This window comes from Paenibacillus sp. YYML68 (genome assembly GCF_027923405.1).
GTDB lineage: Bacteria > Bacillota > Bacilli > Paenibacillales > NBRC-103111 > Paenibacillus_G.
Genome location: NZ_BQYI01000001.1, coordinates 406,943 through 426,608, shown reverse-complemented (window position 1 = coordinate 426,608; position 19,666 = coordinate 406,943). Strand labels below are relative to the sequence as shown.

Below are 19,666 nucleotides of genomic sequence, written 5' to 3'. Positions count from 1 at the left end.
CTTTTTATGAGTTGTGTGTAATATAACTTAACATAGATGAATGCTGGGGAGGTTCTATATGGAGAACAAGATCATGAGCATCGGCACCGTGTGTGAAATGACAGGTTTGACCGAGCGTCAAATCCGTTATTACGAGGAGCGCAAGCTGATTTTCCCCAGCCGAACCCATGGAGGCACGCGTAAATATTCGCTTGAGGACGTGGAGACGATTCGCGAGATCGGTCGACAGCTGCAGGAGGGAGCCAGCACGTTCGAGCTGAAGGAGCTGTTCACCCGCGGTCGCAAGCGGCTGGCGCCTCAATCACTATTACGACTGGTAGTGCTGATGCGCTCACGCTCAAAAAGAAAAGAGAGGCCGCCGCGGGCCTCTCTCGCTCAACAAATACAATTGTTGCACATCTCTCCAAAAATCAGTCGCGGCATGAATGGACCTTAGGCTTCAGCTCAACGGCGAGTAGGCTAACGCACCATCCGAATCGGCTCGCCGGCCTTCCGATAGATCGCCGTTATGAGCTCCGTAGCCTTGGCAGCCGCAGCTCCGTCAATGTACGGCGCGCGAGCCTCGTCGAGCGAGGCGACGAAGTCAGCAACGAGCCGCGCGAACAGCTTCTCATTGTCCGAGGCACCCGGCTCGAGCACCGGCTTCTCCATCCCCGGCACCTCGAACGTCAACAGCTCGTGATAAGTGGCCGAGATTGTGCCCTCGGTGCCGGATATTTCGATCATTTCCTGCTTCATACCGGGACAGGCCGTCGACGCCTCAATCATGCCGACCGCTCCGTTCGCATACCGGATGATCGCATAGCCGTGGTCCTCGACCTCAATGTCGTGATACACCTGGAACCGCTTCGCCTCGAGCACCTCCGCGAACCCCTCGCACATCCATTGCGCCAGATCAATAATGTGACTGCCCTGCTGGATGAACGGCCCGCCGCCGTCGACCTCTACCGTGCCGTGCCACGAATCGCCATAGTACGCCCGCGAGCGATAATGCTTAATCTTCACGTCGACAACTGTGATGCGACCTAGCTTACCCGATGCAACGATCTCCTTCATCAGCTGCAGGTGCGGAATGAACCTGCGCATGTAGGAGACGCCCAGCTTCACGCCGCTTGCCGCGCAGCGGTCGATCATCTCCTGCTGCTTCGCCGGGTCGATATGGAGCGGCTTCTCGCATAGGCAATGAAGTCCAAGACGCGCCGCCTCCATGACGTTCTCATAATGAACGGCGTTCGGCGTGCAGACGATGACCGCGGTCGCCCCAGAAGCTTGCGCCACCTCCTCGAGTCGCGTGCCGAAGTGCGCGAGCCCGTGCTCACGAGCGTAAGCCTCTGCCGCCTCCACACTACGTCCGACGACGCCAACAATCTCCGCATTCGCAAGCGGGGCGAACGACTCTCTGTATCTCTTGCTGATGACACCATGTCCAATCAGTAGGAATCGATGCTTGGCCATTACGCTTCGTCTCCTCTCATCGCAGCTAGCAGCATATCGAGCACCTGCATGTTGCGCTGCGTCTCCTCCAGGCTGCACAGCGGCCTGCGTCCTTCCAGCACAGCGGCTGAGAAGTCAGTGACCTCGAGCGCGTAGCGATCCGACTCTTCCACTTCGATGTACCTCACACCGCTCTCCGTCGTCACCGTGAACGAGCCTGCTTTACCGAGGAACGTATCCGGAATATCGATACGTCCCAATGTGCCCACAATCTCCGAATTCAGCTGACCGAAGGCGTTGAAGCCGCTGTTAATGGAGGCGACCGTCCCGTCCGGATAGCGCAGCACCGCCGAGAACAGCACGTCTACCCCGTTGTCCATCACCGTCTGTACTACGCACGACTGCGGCATTTGTCCCGTCACCATCCCTACGAAATTAACCGGATAGCAGCCGACATCGTACAGCGAGCCGCCGCCGAGCTCCGGCTGTACCTTGATCGTGTTCGGACGGTTCAGCAGGAAACGGAACGTCGACTGCACGTAACGCACCTGTCCGAGCTCCCCGCTCGCCAGCACCTCCTGCACCCGCCGAATGCGGTCGGTATACCGGTACATGAACGCCTCCATCAGAATGACGCCGTACCGCTCAGCTGCCTCCAGCATCTCGCTGCATTCCTCACTATTCAGCGCGATCGGCTTCTCGCAGAGCACATGCTTGCCCTTGCTCATCGCCCGGGTCGCCCATTCCTTGTGCATCGAATTCGGCAGCGGGATGTACACCGCCGCTACGTCCGCGTCGTCGAGCAACGCCTCATAGCTCTCGTAGACGATCGTCTCCGGATACAGCTCGCTGCACTCCTTGCGCTTGTCTGCATCGCTGGAAGCGATGGCATACAATGCGGCGTTGTCCGACTTCAGAATGCCCGGGATAACAGACGTCTTGGCAATTCGTGCGTACCCAAGAATACCCCATTTCACCTGCTTCAACATGACCTCGCACCTCCGAATATTCGTATTCCTCTACAAAGTGCACACGTGTTCCACAACCGCTTACAGCCACCATCTTAGCAGAAAGGGAATTGTAGGGCAAAGGTGAGCAACCTGCTAAAAGGCCTCTGTACTAATTTATCACGCTAGTACTCTCTCCATTGAGGATCGAACATACCTGCCATCTAACACGCAGTGAGAGATCTATTCAATTATGTCGAAAATTCATAAATAATACTCTTTGTATTAGTTCTCGTGAATCCGTGACAGCCCGCTCGTGACTGTAGGGAAATGGTAAAAGCATCAAGGTAATGAGCATTTCAATTGAACTTCCTCGCGTGGACAAAAAAAGCACATGTTGAAACACGCCTACGCGTGAAGGCGTATACACCCCTATTAAACATTGAGTCTCAAGTGGTTAGGATGGTGAGATACACACGTCGCAACGTTTGAAACCAAGGACTGTGCGTTCCAAATGCGAATTTGACTTGCCTAGCATGTCTTACGAGTCGTGAAGCATGGTAGATCATATTCTGAATGACCGTGCGAATCCGTCTGCGGCCAACATTGTTTCGAATCGGAGAGTCGGGAATCTGCAGACTGAGTTGCCCCATCAAGCGAAGCATATTGTATGCGAACACGCCCGCATGCAATATGAGATTGTTGGTTGCAAACTTGCCAGCGGGCAAGCGTTCCAGATCAAGGTCTGTCTTGATCTCACTGTGGTACTGTTCACTGGTGCCGTGATCGCGATACAGTTCAATGACCCGCCAAGCCGAGCAACGCAAGGAAGTCCAGTACACCTCGACCTCGATCTCAGGAACGAGGAAGATTTGACCTTCACGGCTTATGGTTCGTTCGATGACACGAAACACTTGACGCAGCGGCTCGTCAAATCCTTGTTCACGAATGAGCATCGACCCGATGTATACCTTCTTTCCTTCGCGTTCTTCGCAGCATATGCCCAGATCTTGTGCGAACAAGAGCCACGTCTCCTTTGGATCTCTTCGCAGATTTTTCTTGATGATGTAATCGGCACGAGTTTCTTGAGTGTGACAGACCTTCAGATTCGCCAAGCAGTCGTTGCCTGCATCCATTCGAACAAGGAGCGGACGGTCTGTGACTCGGCGTGCATATTGAATGCTGGCCTTCAAAAATTCATCCGTGTTCTTCTGGCAATGCACGCTGCCCTCACGCAGTTCCACATGGACGCCGTAGCCCTCTTTGCCCAAGTAAGAGAAGATCGGAGCAAAACCATCATGGCCTTTGTAGGTGCGAGATACGCCTTCTTTTTCGTGCGGGAGTTGTCAAAGGGAGACACATCGATATCGAGCGGCAACAACGTAGTCCGTTCCTTCTCGCCCAGGACAAGAAGATCAACACCCGTAAGCGGGGCGGCCACTCGGCGTAACAGGTCCGCCGACTCTTCCAGCACAATATCTTTCCATATCGACGAACCCGCCATATCTAAGCGCTGGCGCAAGGTTGGACTAGATGGAACATCGCGAATGTCAAGACTGATGCTGAACGCATCGTCTTGCCGGAATGGCTCAATATGATCAAAGTCGCTCTTGCCTTGGCAGAGCAGACCCAAGTAGCTTTTCATCACATCAGCATTCGAGATATCTGGATTCGGGTTCTCGGGCAATACCGTTTTATTCAAACGTGCACCGAGATTAGTCTTTGCTAGCAAAGCTCCAATAGCGGTTAACCCGGTATGTGTGGTTAAGTACTCATTAGATTGGACGAATTCGAACTTCAAGCCAATCACCCCATTGGTGAAAGTATTGGATCGTTATAATCCTTTAATTTCGACACAAAATCTTGGATTCCCTCTATTTTTCTCTTGTTTTCATATTCTTTTATCACGGATTCACGAGTTCTATTAACCCATACAAATTTTGTTTTTTTTGGTATATTTAGTAGGCGGAAGGGCAAGTATTCAGTGAACCCGCATGTGAATATTTTGTGAACACGAAGTTGCCTCGTAGAATCCTCTCAGATCATTTTTTAGGATGAATTCTGACTGCGTTTCTGTAAAAATCGATTGTAGAGGCGAAAATGTTCGTGTTTCAATGAATCCTGAAAATCCAAAGCGGTTTTACTGAATACTTACGACTGTGTTACCATATTATAGGGTTTTAGATTAACTATAACCAACCGTTACTTCCCAATAATGCCTTAACGCACAGTCTAACGGTTAGCACCTGCCTCATCCTAACCCTATCTTAAGCAGGGAGGAGGTGAATAGCAGTGAACTATGCGGCCCCCTCAATAACCATTCCATCCCGAGACCTGACTCGTGACGAATGGTGGTGGCTAGGTATGATTCTTTTGTTTGCGGTGCGTGTCTATAGCAATTATGCACTGGAGGAGAAAGCTGTCGATGAGTGCACGAACAGCGGCGGCAGCGCGCGGGTGGTGTCCAGCTTCTTTGGATCATCATGGACAGTGGAATGCTACAGGAATTAATGACGGTAGGATAGCTCATTACTTAAAATCTCTTATAGAAGGGTAGGAAGTTGAAAATGATGTATGAATCCCCGGAGATCCAATTGCAACGTAAGAAGGAAGTAACCAGCGACGAGTGGTGGTGGGTAGGCTTGATTCTGCTGTTCGTTATCTGGGCCTACAGCCAATATCAATTGCAAAGAGCTATTGATTCCTGCAGAAGCTCTGGCGGGTTGAGCCGCGTAGATAGCTATGTGTTCGGTACCGTGTGGAAAGTAGAATGTTATCAGCCCTAAATAACTATTTTCCAACCTAGAATCGTATCGCCATTCCGGCCCCGGGCTGGACAGCCCGGGTTTCTTTAAGGAGGTCGCCCGAATTGAACGATGTGCTGATCGGACTCCATCAAATCACCAAGATGTATTCGGCGGACAAAGGGGTTACACATATCAACCTAGAGGTGCATGCGGGTACCATACATGGTCTAATCGGGGCTAACGGCTCGGGCAAAACGACATTGATTAAGATCATGCTCAATCAACTGAAGGTCGACTCTGGTCACGTATCGTGGGAGGGGCGAACTCTCGGAGCAAGTGAATATCAATACCGCAAACGCATCGGATACATGCCGGATGATGAAGCGTTGCTAGATCATCTTACTCCGATGGAAATTGTTCGCTTTGCGGGGTATACGTATGGCATGGAGAAAAACAAAATTGAGGAGAACGCCAGGACCCTCTTTGAACTTCTGGAATTAAGCGATGTTCACAGCAATGTAAACGGATTTTCGCGAGGGATGCGCAAAAAGGTTCAGTTGGCGGTTGCGATGATCCATCACCCCAAGCTGATCATCTTGGATGAACCTATTGCCGGGTTTGACCCCAATATGATCTATATCATTAAACAGTTGCTCAGTGAATTACGAAATCATGGAACGACTGTCCTCGTTTCGACCCATGACTTACATTTTGCCGATCAATTGGCAGACTGTGTAACCATGATCGATCAGGGAAAGCTGCTGCTGACCGGCAATAAAGATGAGATCTTGCATCAATACGCTGTCAACACCATTGAAGAGCTGTTCGTTAAGTTGAAGTTAAAGCCTTCCTCTAAGGAGCTGATAACCCGTGTGGTGGCAAATTTGTAAAATTGCTTTCCAGCAGCGGCGGCGTGCAGCTTCTTCGCTTGACAGGGGCATTGCCCTTGCGGCCCTGCTCATTATGATAGCGACGCAATATTATATTTATATCGAAGTCAAGGGAGCGTTTCGGGAGCTGACAGAGAGCACCTCATCCTTGGATGTGCTGGTGCGCATATTTTCCCTTGCCGGGGCTATGCTCTTTATCGTGACGATGTTCTTCTTGTATACGTTCCCGCCGGTGCTGCAAACTTTTTTGCAGAGGCTGCCTATAGCCGTCAAAGATTTGTACCGTACACAAGCGATTCCGTCTCTCCTCTTGCTCTTCGGTCTTCTCATGCTGGAAAGCGCAAGTCTATTGGCTGCGATTTGCAGCTATATGAAGCTCCAAGTCCCCTGGATGGTTATGATTGCCGGCTATGCTTGCTTCGTTCTGATTCAAGTTCAGGGGGCATTCGCAGCGAAAGAACTTCTATCCTGGCTATTCCGGAAAGCACCGGCTTCCTTACGGATGCTAGAAAGTATGTTCGCCATCGTACTGGTGGCTGCCGCTGGCCTTCTCTATGGACTTGGGATGGCGCACGCTGAGCCTCTATCCTATTATTTACCCCACCCGGAACAGTGGCTGTCTGAATTGGCAGTCGGCCATATGGAAGCAATAGGCTACTTGCTGGCAGCAGTTGCCTTGCTGTTTCTCCTCATCTATTTCGGATTGAGCAGGTTATCCAACGACACCCCCCCTCAAACGAGCAAGTATAGATCCCGCACCATGAGTCCAAGCGCCCTAGTGAATGGCTTCATTATGGAGTCTGCCTCCTGGTTCCGGGGCGGCGGTTCTTTGCGGGGACTGGTGTTCAACCTGCTGCTTGGAAATATGTTTATACTTTTCGCCCATGAAGTTTTTCATCAAGTCGATCATCGCTTTTTCATATTCTTGATCTTCACCATCGGTCTAGGACTCAGCAACAGGTCTCTTTATACGGGAGGGCAGACCCGCTCACTTCGGCGTCTTCCCATTCAGATCCCCGCGCTTTTGACGGGCAAGGCGATCTTTTATTGTATGTTGGGGGGGCTGCTTATTTGCCTTTCGCTGCTCGTTCACCGCTTCCTTGGCTTGCGCCTGAGCCTAGATTATTTCACACTGTTTTCAGATTGGCTGTTATTTATTACTGTGGCCCTGCTTGCTCGAGTCGCTCTTCATCATTCCGATAAAGGCGGATTGCTTATGACCGCCATGTCTATAATTGGATATGGATTCGTCCAATGGAGCATGACCTTCGTTCCTATTCCGTCACTTGTCAAAGCAGCTTGCGCAGCCGCTTTCTTTGTTGCTTATATGAAGTTTTACCAAAACCGTCTGGAATCGGAGCAACGAGCCCTATGAATCTATTTGTTCACGATATACCTTATTTGCCCCTTCAGGTTCATGTCTCTGAAAGTCAGGTTACCGACGACAGTTCCAATGAATCCTACCCTATCAATTCGAGCTCCTACTGGATGCTGCATTATGTGGATGGGAGACGCTCAATCGGAGAGATTGCCACTAAGGTAGCGAAGCAATATGACGCAGACGAACAACGGATCACCTTGGATACAATCCGATTCTTTGAGCAGTTAAATGGACATTTTCTCCTGAACATACGTGTCCGTTCATGGAAAGACCGCTTGCAAACGGCTTGGTTTTTGTTTCGAACCCTACAGATCGGCTCCTTATTTCAGCTTATGAAGATCAAGAAGCGATATAACCTTCCCGCCTATACCAGAAATCCTATTTTTCTGTTGATTTACTTGATTTTTTTCATTCCGTTTTATTACATATACATATTAGCGGGGATGTTTCTCCTCTACTATGCTTTAGGAATGGGCTGGTCAGCCTTTGTCTTTACGTTTAATATTTTTGTTTCCATAGCCGTTCATGAGTTTTCCCACGTTATGGGACTGCATTTAGTCAAACAGCCTCATGCTTTTTTATTTATCGGGAGAAATAATTATACAGTAGGATTGTACAGGGAGCGCCTGACCCCCGCGAAGGAAGTGGTTGTTTCCTTGCTCGGCCCGATCGTTCCTGCACTTATTGGCGTTATTCTACTGGTATTTGCGTATAAGCAATCAGATTCGGAGTTATTTTACTTGGCCGTCGTATGGCTGGGCAATTTGTTAACCCTTCTCTCTACCGATGGCAAGAATGTAGCCCGAGCGGCGCTGTCCTGGTTCCGCAGGAACCAGCTTGGGAGACAAGTCGACAAGGAGGAATCGTTATGAAATGGGTCTGGAATGCGCTTGGAATATGCTTTGTAAGCTTCACCCTCATTATGGGAGCAATTCTAATCTACTTATCCCAAATCGAGATGAAGCTGGGGGACCGCATTGGAAAGGATTGGTATTACCTCAAAGGGTACTATGAAAAGCAAGCTTCTATGGATGGCAGCAGCTACAAAGCTATCGTGACCGAGCAGGGGATCGGAGTTGTAACGATACCTTTAGCCGGAAGCATTGGCATTACATTGTTATACCTGTTCATTTACTGGCTCGTGCGGGGAATCAATAATAGAGACAGGGCTTGAACCCATCCAGAGAAATGGAAAACGACCAGCAGGCAGCCTCTCAAATCAAGAAACCTGAAGCTCCTTAAACAGCACAGCAAAGGCGGCCTCTCCCGAATCGGAGAATGCCGCCCTTGGCTTGTAGAGGCAAACCTATACGCCGCCGTACTTGAACAGCGAGGAGATGGAACCGCCCTCTAGAATAATACGAATCGCATTGGACAGCAGCGGTGCAACTGTGATGATTTTGAATTTGTCCGGGTGGCCTTCATCCACAGCGATAGAATCGGTGATGACGACCTCGCGGATGTTCGGATGATCGAGACGCTGCACCGCAGGTCCGGAGAATACCGGGTGCGTTGCGCATATATACGCGTCCTCAGCGCCACGCTCCTTGAGCCCCTCAACGACGTTGACGATCGTCGTACCGGTGTCGATCAAGTCCTCGATAATAATCGGCGTATAGCCGGCGACTTCACCGATCAGGTGCGTGATGACCGACTCGTTGTGACTCGGGCGCTTCTTGATCATGATCGCGAATGGCGCGTCCAGCACGTTGGCCATCTTCTCCGCCGCGGAAGCGCGGCCTGCGTCCGGAGATACGACGACGGGATTGCGGATGTCCTTGCGGCGAATATAGTCGCTGATAAGGTCAAGTGCGGTAAGATGGTCGACAGGAATGTCGAAAAATCCTTGAATCGCCGGCGCATGCAGGTCGATCGTCACAACGCGGTGCGCTCCGGCAGCCTGCAGCAGGTCGGCAACGAGCTTAGCCGAGATCGGCTCGCGCGGCGCAGCCTTCCGTTCCTGACGGGAGTATCCATAGTACGGGAGGACAATGTTGACGGTCTTCGCCGAAGCCCGCTTGGCGGCGTCCATCATGACCAGCAGCTCTACCAGATGCTCGTTGATCGGATGAGAGAAGGTCTGTACCAGAAAGACGTCACAGTTGCGGATGCTCTCCTCGTATAGGCAGTAAATTTCGCCGCTCTTAAAGCGCGAAAGCTTAATGTTCCCCAGTGACTGCCCCAGCTGGGTCAGCCCGATCTCGATGCCGCGCCTTACGTATTCCTCCAAGGTGCCGGAGGCGTGGCCGCAGCGAACGTGATGCGTGTGGTAGTCGATCATTACCATCAGCGGATTTCACTCCTGCGGGAAAATTTTTGATCAGATGAGCTCTTGAGATGGCGGCTCTCCAGCTCGCGAAGCACGTCGTCCAGAGGTACCTTGCGTTCGCGCAGAAGCACGAGCAGGTGGAACAGCACGTCGCCGGCTTCGTAGCGCAGCTCGTCGTTATCATTGTTCTTCGCGCCAATGACAGTGGCATTACTTCTTGGAAGCCAAGCATTATTTTATTCAGCATTTGCATATCTTGTAATGGCAATCTCAAAAAACATTGGGTGGTCTCTTGTCGCAATATCTGTGTACTTATCAACCAGTCTGTTGTCTTCTTCCGTGATCAATTCCCTATCCTTCTTAAATATATATTGACACTTTATTAGCGAACCGCCTTTTGAAGTCATAAAACCTGTCGTCACTAAAAATATCATTTTTGCTATCGTATGTTTGCTAAATGCCCAGTATGTATTCTCCCGAAAACCTTATTAAGTCATGCTCTTGAACTGTTTACCCGAGTGATTAGGGTAAACAGTTTTTTTGTAATTACCCTTACCCTTACATCTGACAAACCTAAAAAAACTACAAATAATCCTAAAAGCACGGGCGTTCTCAGTCGTCAAGAAAGCCTTTACAATTAGCGCATAGCAACTAAGCAAGCAGATCCCAACAAGGAGGGAAAGGTGACGTATGAAAGTGTTAAAACGGATCGCCCTGTCACTGGATTCGATATTCGAATGGATTTCATTGACGGCGCTTACATTGATGACGTTTATCGTCATTCTTCAAGTCGTAACCCGCAAGCTGTTCAACTTCGTCTTCTTCTGGTCAGAGGAGGTGACGCTGCTGCTGATGGTCTGGTTCTCGTTCATGGGCATCGCCATCGGCTTCCGCGAGAAGCTGCACATCGCGACCGACTCGTTCACGAAGCTGTTCGGAGCACGCTTCAACAAGGTGTGGGACAAGGTCATCACCGTGGTCGTCTTCGGCTTCGGGCTGTACCTGATCGTCAACGGCATGCAGTTCACCATCGATCAGTACGAGACGACGCTGCCGGCTACAGGGCTGACCAATAGTATCTATTATATTGTCATGCCGATTACAGGCATCATGATCTGTGCCTACAGCCTGCTCAGCCTGATCGGAATTGAAACGACTCGTCATCAAGGTCTTGGGGAGGAATTCGGCGAATGAGTATAACCGCTACGGCAACGCTCGTCCTGACCGCCAGCTTCGTGATTATGCTGCTGATGCGGTTTCCGATCGCACTGACGATCGCAGGATCGACACTGTTAACCATTATGTATCTCGACGTCCCTTGGGTCGTCGTCGGACAGCGCATGATCAAGGGACTCGATTCCTACAGCCTGCTTGCCATTCCGTTCTTCATTCTCGCTGGGCAAATTATGAGCGAGGGTGGACTCGCCACGAGGCTAATCAACATGGCGCAGCTGCTCGTCGGCGCGATTCGCGGCGGATTGAGCCTCGTGACGTGTATCGCGTGCATGTTCTTCGGCAGCATCTCCGGCTCTGCCGCAGCGGATGCGTCCTCGATCGGCTCTGTCCTGATCCCTGCGATGAAGCGCAAGGGCTACAAGCCCGAGTTCACCGTCGGCCTGACGTCAGCGGCCGCGATCCAGGGCGTCGTCATGCCGCCGAGCCACAACATGATCTTGTACTCGCTCGCCGCGGGCGGCGTGTCGGTATCGGCTCTGTTCCTCGCGGGCATCATCCCGTGCTTGATTTTGCTCGTGACGCTGATGACGACCGCTTATATCATTGCACGCAAGAATAATTTTCCGAAGGGCGATCCGATTCCGCTGAAAGAAGTGCCGCGCATTATGCGTGAAGGCTTCCTGTCGATGATGACGGGTGTCATTATTCTCGGAGGTATCTTCTCCGGCTGGTTCACCGCTACTGAGGCGGGTGCAATTGCCTGCTTGTACGCGTTCATTCTGACGTTCTTCGTCTATAAGGATGTTCCGCTGTCCCACAGCGTCATCATTCTGAAGAAGACATTCCGTACCGTCGCGATGGTGCTGTTCCTGATCGCAGCGTCTGATGCATTCGGCTGGGTGCTCGCATACTTGAAGATTCCGGCGATGGTAACGGATCTGTTCCTCGGCTTCACCGACAATCCGTACATCATTCTGCTGATGATCAACCTGCTCCTGCTGTTGCTCGGCGCACCGATGGATATGGCTCCGCTCATCCTGATTATGACGCCAATTCTGTATCCAGTCGTCACCTCGCTGGGCATGGATCCGGTACACTTCGGGATCGTGATGATCTTGAATCTCGGTATAGGACTCCTGACGCCACCGGTCGGCACCGTGCTCTTCGTCGGTTGTGCGATTGGTAAAGTGTCGATAGACAAGGGAGCCCGGGCGCTATTGCCATTCTTCTTCGCTATGATTGGCGTACTGTTCCTGCTCACCTACGTACCGCAGCTATCCTTATGGCTACCGAATACATTCTTAGGAAAGTAGCCGAGCATCTTATGGAGGGCAAGCTCATTCTAAAGAATTTACAAAAAGGCACAAAAAAAGTCACGTTCAAAAATAAACCGCTTTCATTTATACTCGGTTTAGAAAAACTAAGGGGGACACGAACATGAACAAAAGCTTCAAGATGTCTGCAAGCGCTCTATCCATTGTGCTGCTCACCGGTGCTGTACTCGCTGGCTGCGGAACGAAGCAGGAAGCAGCTCCACAAGGCGGCGCTGCCGCTGACGCGAAGAAGCCGTCCTATACATTCCGTCTGGCTGAATCTCATCCGCCAGATTATCCAACAACGCTGGGAGATAAGAAATTCGCTGAGCTCGTGAACGAGCGCTCCGCAGGCCGCATCAAGGTCGATGTATTCCCATCCTCACAGCTGGGTGAAGAGAAGGCCGTTATTGAGCAAGTACAGCTCGGCGCGATCGAGATGACGCGTGTCAGCTCCGGTGCGATGGCTGGCTTCAACAAGGAATACGGCGTGTTCAGCTTGCCGTACATCTTCGACAATGAACAGCACATGTGGAAGTTCCTGACCGGCGCAGAGGGTGAGAGGCTGCTCGACAGCCTGCAGAGCTCGAAGATGAAGGGACTCGCGTACTTCGAGCCAGGCGCTCGCAGCTTCTATACGAAGAGTCCAGTGACGAAGCTGGAGGATCTGAAGGGTCTGAAGATTCGCGTTATCCAGAACCAGGTGAACGTCGACATTATGAAGGCGCTCGGCGCCAGCGCAACACCGATGGCTTACGGCGAAGTGTTCAGCGCCCTGCAGACCGGCGTCATCGACGGTGCGGAGAACAACTATCCGAGCTATTTCTCCTCCAAGCATTATGAAGTTGCGAAGAACTACATCGTCGACCAGCATCAGCGTGTGCCAGAGGTGCTGCTGATCAGTAAGACGACTTGGGATAAGCTGTCCGACGAGGACAAGAAGCTGCTGAAGCAGGCTGCGCTCGATTCGGTAGCGTACCAGCGTGAGCAGTGGAAGAAGTATGAGAAGGAATCCGAGGACAAGGTACGTGCAGCGGGCTCTGTCATTACGAAGGTAGAAGACATCAAGCCATGGCAGGATGCCGTGAAGCCAGTCATCGACAAGTACCGTGCGGACTACAAGAACGTACTAGATGCGATTGAGGCAGCTAAGAAATAATGAAGCTTAACGAAGGGAGGCTCCGTATATTCGGAGCCTCTTGCTGTTGGAGGACGCGCAGCAGATGGTACAATAATGACGTGGGGTGTATGTCGTATGTCGTATCGTATGTCAGGAGCACCCTGCGAGCCATCTCACGAGGAAGGAGTGTAACGCCCTATGCTTCATAAGCTGACCCGGCTCGTGCTGCTGCGCGATTATCCGTTAACGGTGAAGCTGCTTGTCTACTCCGCCCTTCTCGTCGTCGTTCCGATGATTATGATCGGGTATTATGCCTACATGCGCTCCTCGGAGGTGCTGGAGGAGGAGGCCCAGCAGTCGAGCTGGCAAATTATCGAGCAGGTGAAGACCCATGTCGAATATTATGTAAGAGACTTCGAATTCGCGACGCTGAAGATCGTCAATCACCCCGAGATGCAGCGACTCATCCTGATGAACAGCGTCGAGGAGATTGAGCAGAGCGGCATTCGGAGGTCGATTCAGCAGCTGCTCCATAACGAATCGTACTCGCGAGGCGATATTGCAGGGATTACGGTTATTCTAGATAATCTACAAATCATTGATACGTCCGGCGTCAATAAAGTGGTCCCGATCGACGACATTACGAACGAATATTGGTACAGCGAGGTGCCTCCTAACGGCTCGCCGATTCTCATCAGCCGCATCATCCAGCTGCGCGACCGCAAGGAGCCGGTCATCTCGATTGTGAAACGGATCGTCAGCCCGAGAACGCTACAGCCGGTCGGCATAATCATTACCGATGTGAACTTCAAGCGCATTCAGGAAATTGCCAAGATGGTGACGATCGGCCGCACCGGCTATATGACGATTCTCGATGCGCAGGGCCATTACGTGTACCATCACGACCTGACGCTGCTCGGGCAGAAGGCGGACTTGCCTTCTATTCACCCAGCAGACGGGGCTGGGGCGCACAGCGGCTCCTATCCGATCTATCGGTCGGAACGAGAGCTGCTCACGTACAGTCACTCGTCCGCACTCGGCTGGACGCTACTGACGCTCGTCCCGTACAAGGAGCTGCTGCGCGGCGTCGGTGATATCGGACGGGCGATCTTCTGGGTGACGGCGATGACGCTCGCCGCCGCAGCAGTCATCGGCTTGACCTTCGCCGCCAGCCTCATCCGACCGATCCGAAGTCTGCATCATCATATGCGCAAGCTCGAGATCGGCGACTTCGAGGCGAAGGTACGCGTTGAATCACAAGATGAGATCGGCATGCTGTCGCACGGCTTTAACAAAATGTCCGAGCGCTTGAAGGAGCTGCTCGACGAAATTTACTTCTCCAAGCTCAATGAGGCTGAGATGCAGCTGCGCCAGAAGGATACGGAGCTGAAGGTGCTGCAGGCGCAGGTCAATCCGCACTTCCTGTACAATGCGCTGGAGACGATTCGCGGGATGGCGCTCGAGAAGGATCTCGATGATATTGCGGAGATGAGCGCCGCGATCTCGCGGCTGTTCCGCTACAACCTGAAGGAGTCGTCGCCCGTCGTCACACTCAAGGAGGAGATTGCCGTCTGCGAGCTGTACCTGCGCATTCAGAAGTATCGCTTCGATGAACGGCTCGACTATAGCTTCCACATTCCCGAGAGCTGTCTCAGCCAATCGATCGTGAAGTTCTCCTTGCAGCCGCTCATCGAGAACTGCATCCACCACGCCGTCGATCCGCGGATCGGCTTGACCCATATACGCATCGAGGCGCGGCAGCAGGATGACGAGGTCTATAGGATTGAGATTACGGACGACGGTCCGGGCATACCGGACACGGTGCTGGAGCAGCTGCAGCATGATCTGCCGTATAAGGACATTACGGGCGGCGGTGCGCACATCGGGCTAATCAATGTACATCGCCGGATTGAATACGTATGCGGAGAAGGGTACGGCGTGCAGGTGCATAGCGTATACGGCGAAGGCACGACAGTCCGCATTCGTCTTCCTTGGAGCGAGCCTTCGGGCAGACCGCATTCCCCGCATACGAATCTACGGACGTAAGGGATGGTGATCCTATGTATACAATCTTGATCGTCGATGATGAACGGTGGGTGCGCACCTCGCTGAAGAAAACGATCGAGCGCACACAGCTGCCATTTACCGTCATTCACGAGGCTTCGAACGGTCTGGAGGCAATCGACTGGCTGAAGTCGAACACGGTCGACCTCGCGATGACCGATGTCAACATGCCGGTCATGGACGGCCTGCAGTTCATCACGACCTTGAAGGAGCAGCACCCGGCTGTTGAGGCCGTCATCTTCAGCGGACATGATCAGTTCCAATACGCGCAGCAGGCGCTGCGACTGGGAGCACGAGATTACTTGCTCAAGCCGGTCATGGCCGAGGATATGGCGACGTGTCTGGAACGGATCGCAGTCAGTCTCGCGGAGAAGAAACGGCAGCAGGCTGCGCTCGCCGAAGCCCAGGCATCGTCGTCGGCCGAGCCGGCTGATCCGAATGAGCTGACGGCTGTCGAGCAGGTGATGGCGTATGTGAAGGCGACGCTGCCCGGCGAGGTCACGCTTCAGGAGGCGGCGGCGAGGGTGCACCTGAATCCGAGCTACTTGAGCCACCTGTTCAAGCAGCAGACGAAGGTGAACTTCGTCGACTATGTATTATCGAAGCGGATGGAGGAGGCGAAGCGGCTGCTCGAGACGACGACGCTGCGCATCTCCGACATCGCCGAGCGGCTCGGCTACCAGGACTTCTCTTACTTCAGCAACACGTTCAAGCGAATCGTCGGTCAGCCGCCGTCTGAATATCGCAAGGAATGTAAGGAATGTAAGAATTAAGGCTACGTAATCTGGACATTCACCCATCACACTCCTTCGACATAGTCTATCAAGACTGAAGAAGGAGTGATTAGGAATGTCTATTCTGTATTCACGCTCCGAGCTGATGAAGCAGCTGGAGGAGCTGGAGAGCTGGCAGGCGGAGGCGTTCACACGCTTCGCGAATACGATTGCAGATCCGGAGGACACGTACCCGTGCATTCCCGGCAGGCACGGCTTCCTGTCCGATCACTTGCGGTTCGGCTTCGTCGGTCATCCGACGAGCGAGGAGACGAGCAAGCAGGTCGCCCAGCTGCTGCAGCAATATGGACGCTGCTCCCGCTCGACCGGCAAGTATGCGTCGCTCGTGATTTTCTGCAACACATCGGCTGATCCAGAGGGCGCTTATACGGTCGAGGAATACGAGAGCATGTTCTGGAGACTGCTTAGCGAGGTGACGCAGCACGACCCGCAGGAGTGGCCGGGTGCGATCTCGGATAACCCGACCGATGCGTCGTGGGAGTTCTGCCATGATGGCGAGCCGTACTTCACGTTCTGTGCCACACCTGCCCACGAGCAGCGCCGAAGCCGTCAATTCCCGAGCTTCATGCTGGCGTTCCAGCCGCGCTGGGTGTTCGCTGAGATCAATGACGCCACGACGTTCGGCCGCCGCATGAAGGCGTTAATTCGCAAGCGTCTGCTGGGCTACGACCGAATCGATGTTCACCCTGCGTTGAAGTGGTACGGTCAGGAGGGCAATCTGGAGTGGAAGCAATATTTTCTCCGGGACGATAACAGCAGTCCTTCCAAGTGTCCGTTCACTCGCATGAAGAAGGCGCTGAACCCGTTCGGCGCGCGTAAATAACACATAAAGGCAGGACTGCGAAGGGCGCAGTACCTGCCTTATTATCTGCTAGATCGTATAGCTGGAAATTAGTTGCGGAACATGCCCGGATTCGGCATCTGCGGCTGACCGTTCATCGGTACATAGCTATTGGTCATCAGGTTCATGTCATGCGCGCTCAGCTGCGGCACTTGGTAGTAGCTGTGCTTGTTCTGGTACAAGAAGATCTCGTACGCCATCTCGACGTAGTTCGGCACGCTGTCGGCCAGCACGCGGCGAATGACCGGATTCGTCACTTCTACCGACGTCATCGTCAGCAAGGACGCTGTCGACTTGATCAAGCCGAGCATATGACCGGAGAGGCCCTTATCCTTGATGTCCTCGATGGACTGGTTCGGCTTCTTCGGCTGGGACGGCTTCATGCCGTATACGACCGTGTTGTTCTGCTTCATCATATAACGCTTCGTGTGCTGGGACGGCTCACGACCTGTCGTGAAGCATTCGCACGTCAGGTTGTATTGATCAAGGATGAAGCTGTACTGGCGATCCAGAATGTCCATCAGCTCCGGGTCGCGAACGAACATGCGGAACATCATGTACTGATCCAGTACGTTGATCATACCCGCGATAACTTCGTGCAGGTCGAACACCTCATGACCGCCGTGGTTCATTTGGCTTGGCAGCTGGTTGGAGTTCATCATGGCGTTCCCTTGACCTTGGAAGGCTTGGACTGGAAATTGGTTGGACATCATCGGGTTGTGCGCCTGGTGGTGCATCTGGTTTTGCATTTGGTTATGCATCGTTTTGAATTCCCTCTTTTCGCTTCATAGTTTGGTGGTGCCGCGTATTAGGATGAATCAGATGGTGCTTTTTCATCCACGCGTTTTTGACCATTCGGCGTATGGGTAAGGTTGGCGGCGGGCAACCTATATCAGGCTGCGCATTCTGTTCAAGGTTATACCTAGAAGGGAGCTGCCTGATGAAGCAAACATTCACCATTCCTGCCAAGCATGGCTTCAGCGCCCGTGTGTATAAGGGCAATCTGCTGCGCCTCATTGATGTCGAGGGTGAGCAGATCGGCGACTTCGTCGCTTATAACGTGCAAGATACCGAGGAGAGACTGGACCCGATCGCGACACGAGACGCACTCGAGACGACTCAGATTCGCAAGGGACAAGTGATCTATTCGAATAAATATGTACCGATGCTGACACTCGTTGAGGACACGGTAGAGAAGCACGACCTTCTCTCCCCCGCCTGCCGACCGGAGATGTATAAGCTGCTGTATGAGAAGGATATTCCTTATGAGAATTGCTATATGAATCTGTCCGCGGCGCTGGCCAAATTCGGCATCGAGAAGCCTGGACAGCATTACCCGTTCAACATCTTCATGAACACGGTGCTCCACGAGGACGGCAGCGTAGAGTTCAAGCGCCCGAAGTCGAAGGCCGGCGACTATGTCGTGCTGCGCGCGGAGATGGACCTGTTCATCGCGATCTCGGCCTGTCCGAATGAGCAAAGCATGGGCAACGGCTGTCACTCGACAGACCTGTGCCTTGAGATCGATGCGGAGCAGTCGATTACGAGCTATGTTGTGAGCGGGAAGGAAGCGGATGAGCTGGAGCCGCGGCTGGTGCGGGGGGGATGAGGGTGCGATGGGGACGCGAAGGTTTTCGCGTCTCTATTTTGATGCTGTTTGGAGTCTGTTGGATACATTTTCATTTAATGAAGGTCGATGATCATCATACTGGTTATAAGAAGGTCTAATCCGATTAGGCCGTTACTGTCGACTAAATCGATCAGCATCTTACCGGCTTCTGTAGAACGGATTTTTTCTTAATTCAATGGCTATCTTTTCTTGACCGGTGTGATAAACGATGTTGTTATCTTTGCACTTCACCAGTTCTTTGGTTGCTTCATCAGGATCTTGGATCGCTCTGATTAAAGCGACCTCGTCAACGTATTGAACACTATCTTCTGTATGAGAATTTAATATTTCAAGCAGTACGTACTGACTGGGGTAAATGCTTCGAACCTCTTGCCATTGCATATATAACACCTCGCTAATGGGTATTTCCTATTTGTTATATCATACTACCATGACCAAAAGATTTAGAGGCTGTTCTCGGTTAAAATAGAGTTTAACAGACAAAACATCCGAACGGAGACAACGCGATACGCATAGAGTTCCAGTGGGCAGCTTGGCTACGCTGTCACACCTCATCGAAAATTGAGGAATCAAGCTCCCGAAACTTACGCGAGAGCTGCGACGAGCTTATAGATTCCAACTGTACGGTATGCTGTAGAGCCTTCTTATTTTGCAGATGGAGACCGATATCCTCGCGAGATTTTAACTACATCAGCTGAGCGTAGATGAAGAGCTTGCAGGTCTTCTCGGTATCTAACTTTTTAACGGATCGATCCGATTTCAACGTTGCCACTTGCTTGAGCAAAATGTCAGTGTTCAGAGGAATGAGGTATTCCCTGAAAGCGGATTTTATGTTATCCTTGTCCATGGTCGTTCCTTTTGATAGGGATTTGGACAGGACTACCTGTTCCCTTATCTTAAGGATTTTTTTATGTCTCTACACGCACTGAATTTAACATTTTTGTGCATTTTTCATTGTGGTAAAATTCCGATATTTTTCTAGGCAAATTGAAGATTCGTTTATGCAACGCTAGTGATATAATTAGATAAATTAATAAATAAAGAGTGTATCCATGGGCTA

The 19,666-nt window shown here is 52.0% G+C and carries 18 protein-coding genes and 2 pseudogenes; 13 read left to right on the top strand and 7 right to left on the bottom strand.

The window, feature by feature from the left end:
- Window positions 1-58 precede the first annotated feature (58 nt).
- Window positions 59-436 carry a MerR family transcriptional regulator gene (locus tag PAE68_RS01890; RefSeq protein WP_281883520.1) on the top strand — a complete coding sequence of 126 codons (378 nt, stop codon included), beginning with the start codon at window positions 59-61 and terminating at the stop codon, window positions 434-436.
- Window positions 437-459: 23 nt separating this feature from the next.
- Here the strand turns inward: PAE68_RS01890 and PAE68_RS01885 are convergent, their stop codons facing one another.
- From PAE68_RS01885 to PAE68_RS01875, 3 genes and pseudogenes are all read right to left on the bottom strand, one after another.
- Complete coding sequence (locus PAE68_RS01885; protein ID WP_281883518.1) at window positions 460-1,455, bottom strand: Gfo/Idh/MocA family protein; 996 nt, start codon at window positions 1,453-1,455, stop codon at window positions 460-462.
- Entirely contained in the window at window positions 1,455-2,423 is a 969-nt protein-coding gene (locus PAE68_RS01880; protein ID WP_281883517.1) for a Gfo/Idh/MocA family protein, read from the bottom strand. The genes PAE68_RS01885 and PAE68_RS01880 overlap by 1 nt, the downstream gene beginning before the upstream one ends.
- Window positions 2,424-2,830: 407 nt before the next feature.
- Window positions 2,831-4,182, bottom strand: a pseudogene (locus PAE68_RS01875) (IS1380 family transposase).
- A 760-nt stretch (window positions 4,183-4,942) separates the two neighbouring features.
- Between PAE68_RS01875 and PAE68_RS01870 the strand changes: the two are divergent.
- From PAE68_RS01870 to PAE68_RS01850, 5 genes are all read left to right on the top strand, one after another.
- Window positions 4,943-5,167 (top strand): hypothetical protein, encoded by a 225-nt coding sequence (locus tag PAE68_RS01870; protein ID WP_281883515.1) that lies wholly within the window; start codon window positions 4,943-4,945, stop codon window positions 5,165-5,167.
- Window positions 5,168-5,259: 92 nt separating this feature from the next.
- The gene (locus PAE68_RS01865) at window positions 5,260-6,018 is read left to right on the top strand and encodes an ABC transporter ATP-binding protein (protein WP_281890854.1); all 759 of its coding nucleotides are present in this window, start codon (window positions 5,260-5,262) and stop codon (window positions 6,016-6,018) included.
- The gene (locus PAE68_RS01860; RefSeq protein WP_281883513.1) at window positions 5,999-7,393 is read left to right on the top strand and encodes a hypothetical protein; all 1,395 of its coding nucleotides are present in this window, start codon (window positions 5,999-6,001) and stop codon (window positions 7,391-7,393) included. Before PAE68_RS01865 ends, PAE68_RS01860 begins: the two co-directional genes overlap by 20 nt.
- A complete protein-coding gene (locus PAE68_RS01855) occupies window positions 7,390-8,271 on the top strand; it encodes a PqqD family peptide modification chaperone (protein WP_281883511.1) in 882 nt (293 codons plus the stop codon). The genes PAE68_RS01860 and PAE68_RS01855 overlap by 4 nt, the downstream gene beginning before the upstream one ends.
- Window positions 8,268-8,573, top strand: coding sequence for a hypothetical protein (locus PAE68_RS01850; RefSeq protein WP_281883508.1), 306 nt, complete (start codon window positions 8,268-8,270; stop codon window positions 8,571-8,573). Before PAE68_RS01855 ends, PAE68_RS01850 begins: the two co-directional genes overlap by 4 nt.
- Window positions 8,574-8,705: 132 nt before the next feature.
- Here PAE68_RS01850 and PAE68_RS01845 read toward each other — a convergent pair whose 3' ends face one another.
- Both PAE68_RS01845 and PAE68_RS01840 read right to left on the bottom strand, forming a co-directional pair.
- Complete coding sequence (locus PAE68_RS01845; RefSeq protein WP_281883506.1) at window positions 8,706-9,686, bottom strand: ribose-phosphate diphosphokinase; 981 nt, start codon at window positions 9,684-9,686, stop codon at window positions 8,706-8,708.
- Window positions 9,686-9,871 (bottom strand): annotated as a pseudogene (locus PAE68_RS01840) (phosphoribosyl-ATP pyrophosphatase); the annotation flags it as partial. The pseudogene PAE68_RS01840 and the gene PAE68_RS01845, both read right to left, overlap by 1 nt.
- Before the next feature lie 487 nt (window positions 9,872-10,358).
- Between PAE68_RS01840 and PAE68_RS01835 the strand changes: the two are divergent.
- From PAE68_RS01835 to PAE68_RS01810, 6 genes are all read left to right on the top strand, one after another.
- Window positions 10,359-10,862, top strand: a complete 504-nt coding sequence (locus PAE68_RS01835) for a TRAP transporter small permease (RefSeq protein WP_281883504.1) — start codon at window positions 10,359-10,361, stop codon at window positions 10,860-10,862.
- Complete coding sequence (locus tag PAE68_RS01830; RefSeq protein WP_281883502.1) at window positions 10,859-12,157, top strand: TRAP transporter large permease; 1,299 nt, start codon at window positions 10,859-10,861, stop codon at window positions 12,155-12,157. Before PAE68_RS01835 ends, PAE68_RS01830 begins: the two co-directional genes overlap by 4 nt.
- A 124-nt stretch (window positions 12,158-12,281) precedes the next feature.
- Entirely contained in the window at window positions 12,282-13,316 is a 1,035-nt protein-coding gene (locus PAE68_RS01825) for a TRAP transporter substrate-binding protein (RefSeq protein WP_281883500.1), read from the top strand.
- Between the two features lie 159 nt (window positions 13,317-13,475).
- Window positions 13,476-15,323 (top strand): sensor histidine kinase, encoded by a 1,848-nt coding sequence (locus tag PAE68_RS01820; protein WP_281883498.1) that lies wholly within the window; start codon window positions 13,476-13,478, stop codon window positions 15,321-15,323.
- Window positions 15,324-15,337: 14 nt separating this feature from the next.
- Window positions 15,338-16,114, top strand: coding sequence for a response regulator transcription factor (locus PAE68_RS01815; protein WP_281883496.1), 777 nt, complete (start codon window positions 15,338-15,340; stop codon window positions 16,112-16,114).
- Between the two features lie 76 nt (window positions 16,115-16,190).
- Window positions 16,191-16,958 (top strand): YqcI/YcgG family protein, encoded by a 768-nt coding sequence (locus tag PAE68_RS01810; RefSeq protein WP_281883494.1) that lies wholly within the window; start codon window positions 16,191-16,193, stop codon window positions 16,956-16,958.
- Window positions 16,959-17,026: 68 nt separating this feature from the next.
- Here the strand turns inward: PAE68_RS01810 and PAE68_RS01805 are convergent, their stop codons facing one another.
- Window positions 17,027-17,638, bottom strand: coding sequence for a spore coat protein (locus PAE68_RS01805; protein ID WP_397379354.1), 612 nt, complete (start codon window positions 17,636-17,638; stop codon window positions 17,027-17,029).
- A 278-nt stretch (window positions 17,639-17,916) separates the two neighbouring features.
- Here PAE68_RS01805 and PAE68_RS01800 point away from each other — a divergent pair, with 278 nt between their 5' ends.
- The gene (locus tag PAE68_RS01800; protein ID WP_281883492.1) at window positions 17,917-18,585 is read left to right on the top strand and encodes a DUF1989 domain-containing protein; all 669 of its coding nucleotides are present in this window, start codon (window positions 17,917-17,919) and stop codon (window positions 18,583-18,585) included.
- Window positions 18,586-18,744: 159 nt separating this feature from the next.
- On the opposite strand, the gene PAE68_RS01795 is transcribed toward PAE68_RS01800, so the two are convergent.
- Window positions 18,745-18,987 carry a hypothetical protein gene (locus tag PAE68_RS01795; protein WP_281883490.1) on the bottom strand — a complete coding sequence of 81 codons (243 nt, stop codon included), beginning with the start codon at window positions 18,985-18,987 and terminating at the stop codon, window positions 18,745-18,747.
- Window positions 18,988-19,666: the final 679 nt, after the last annotated feature.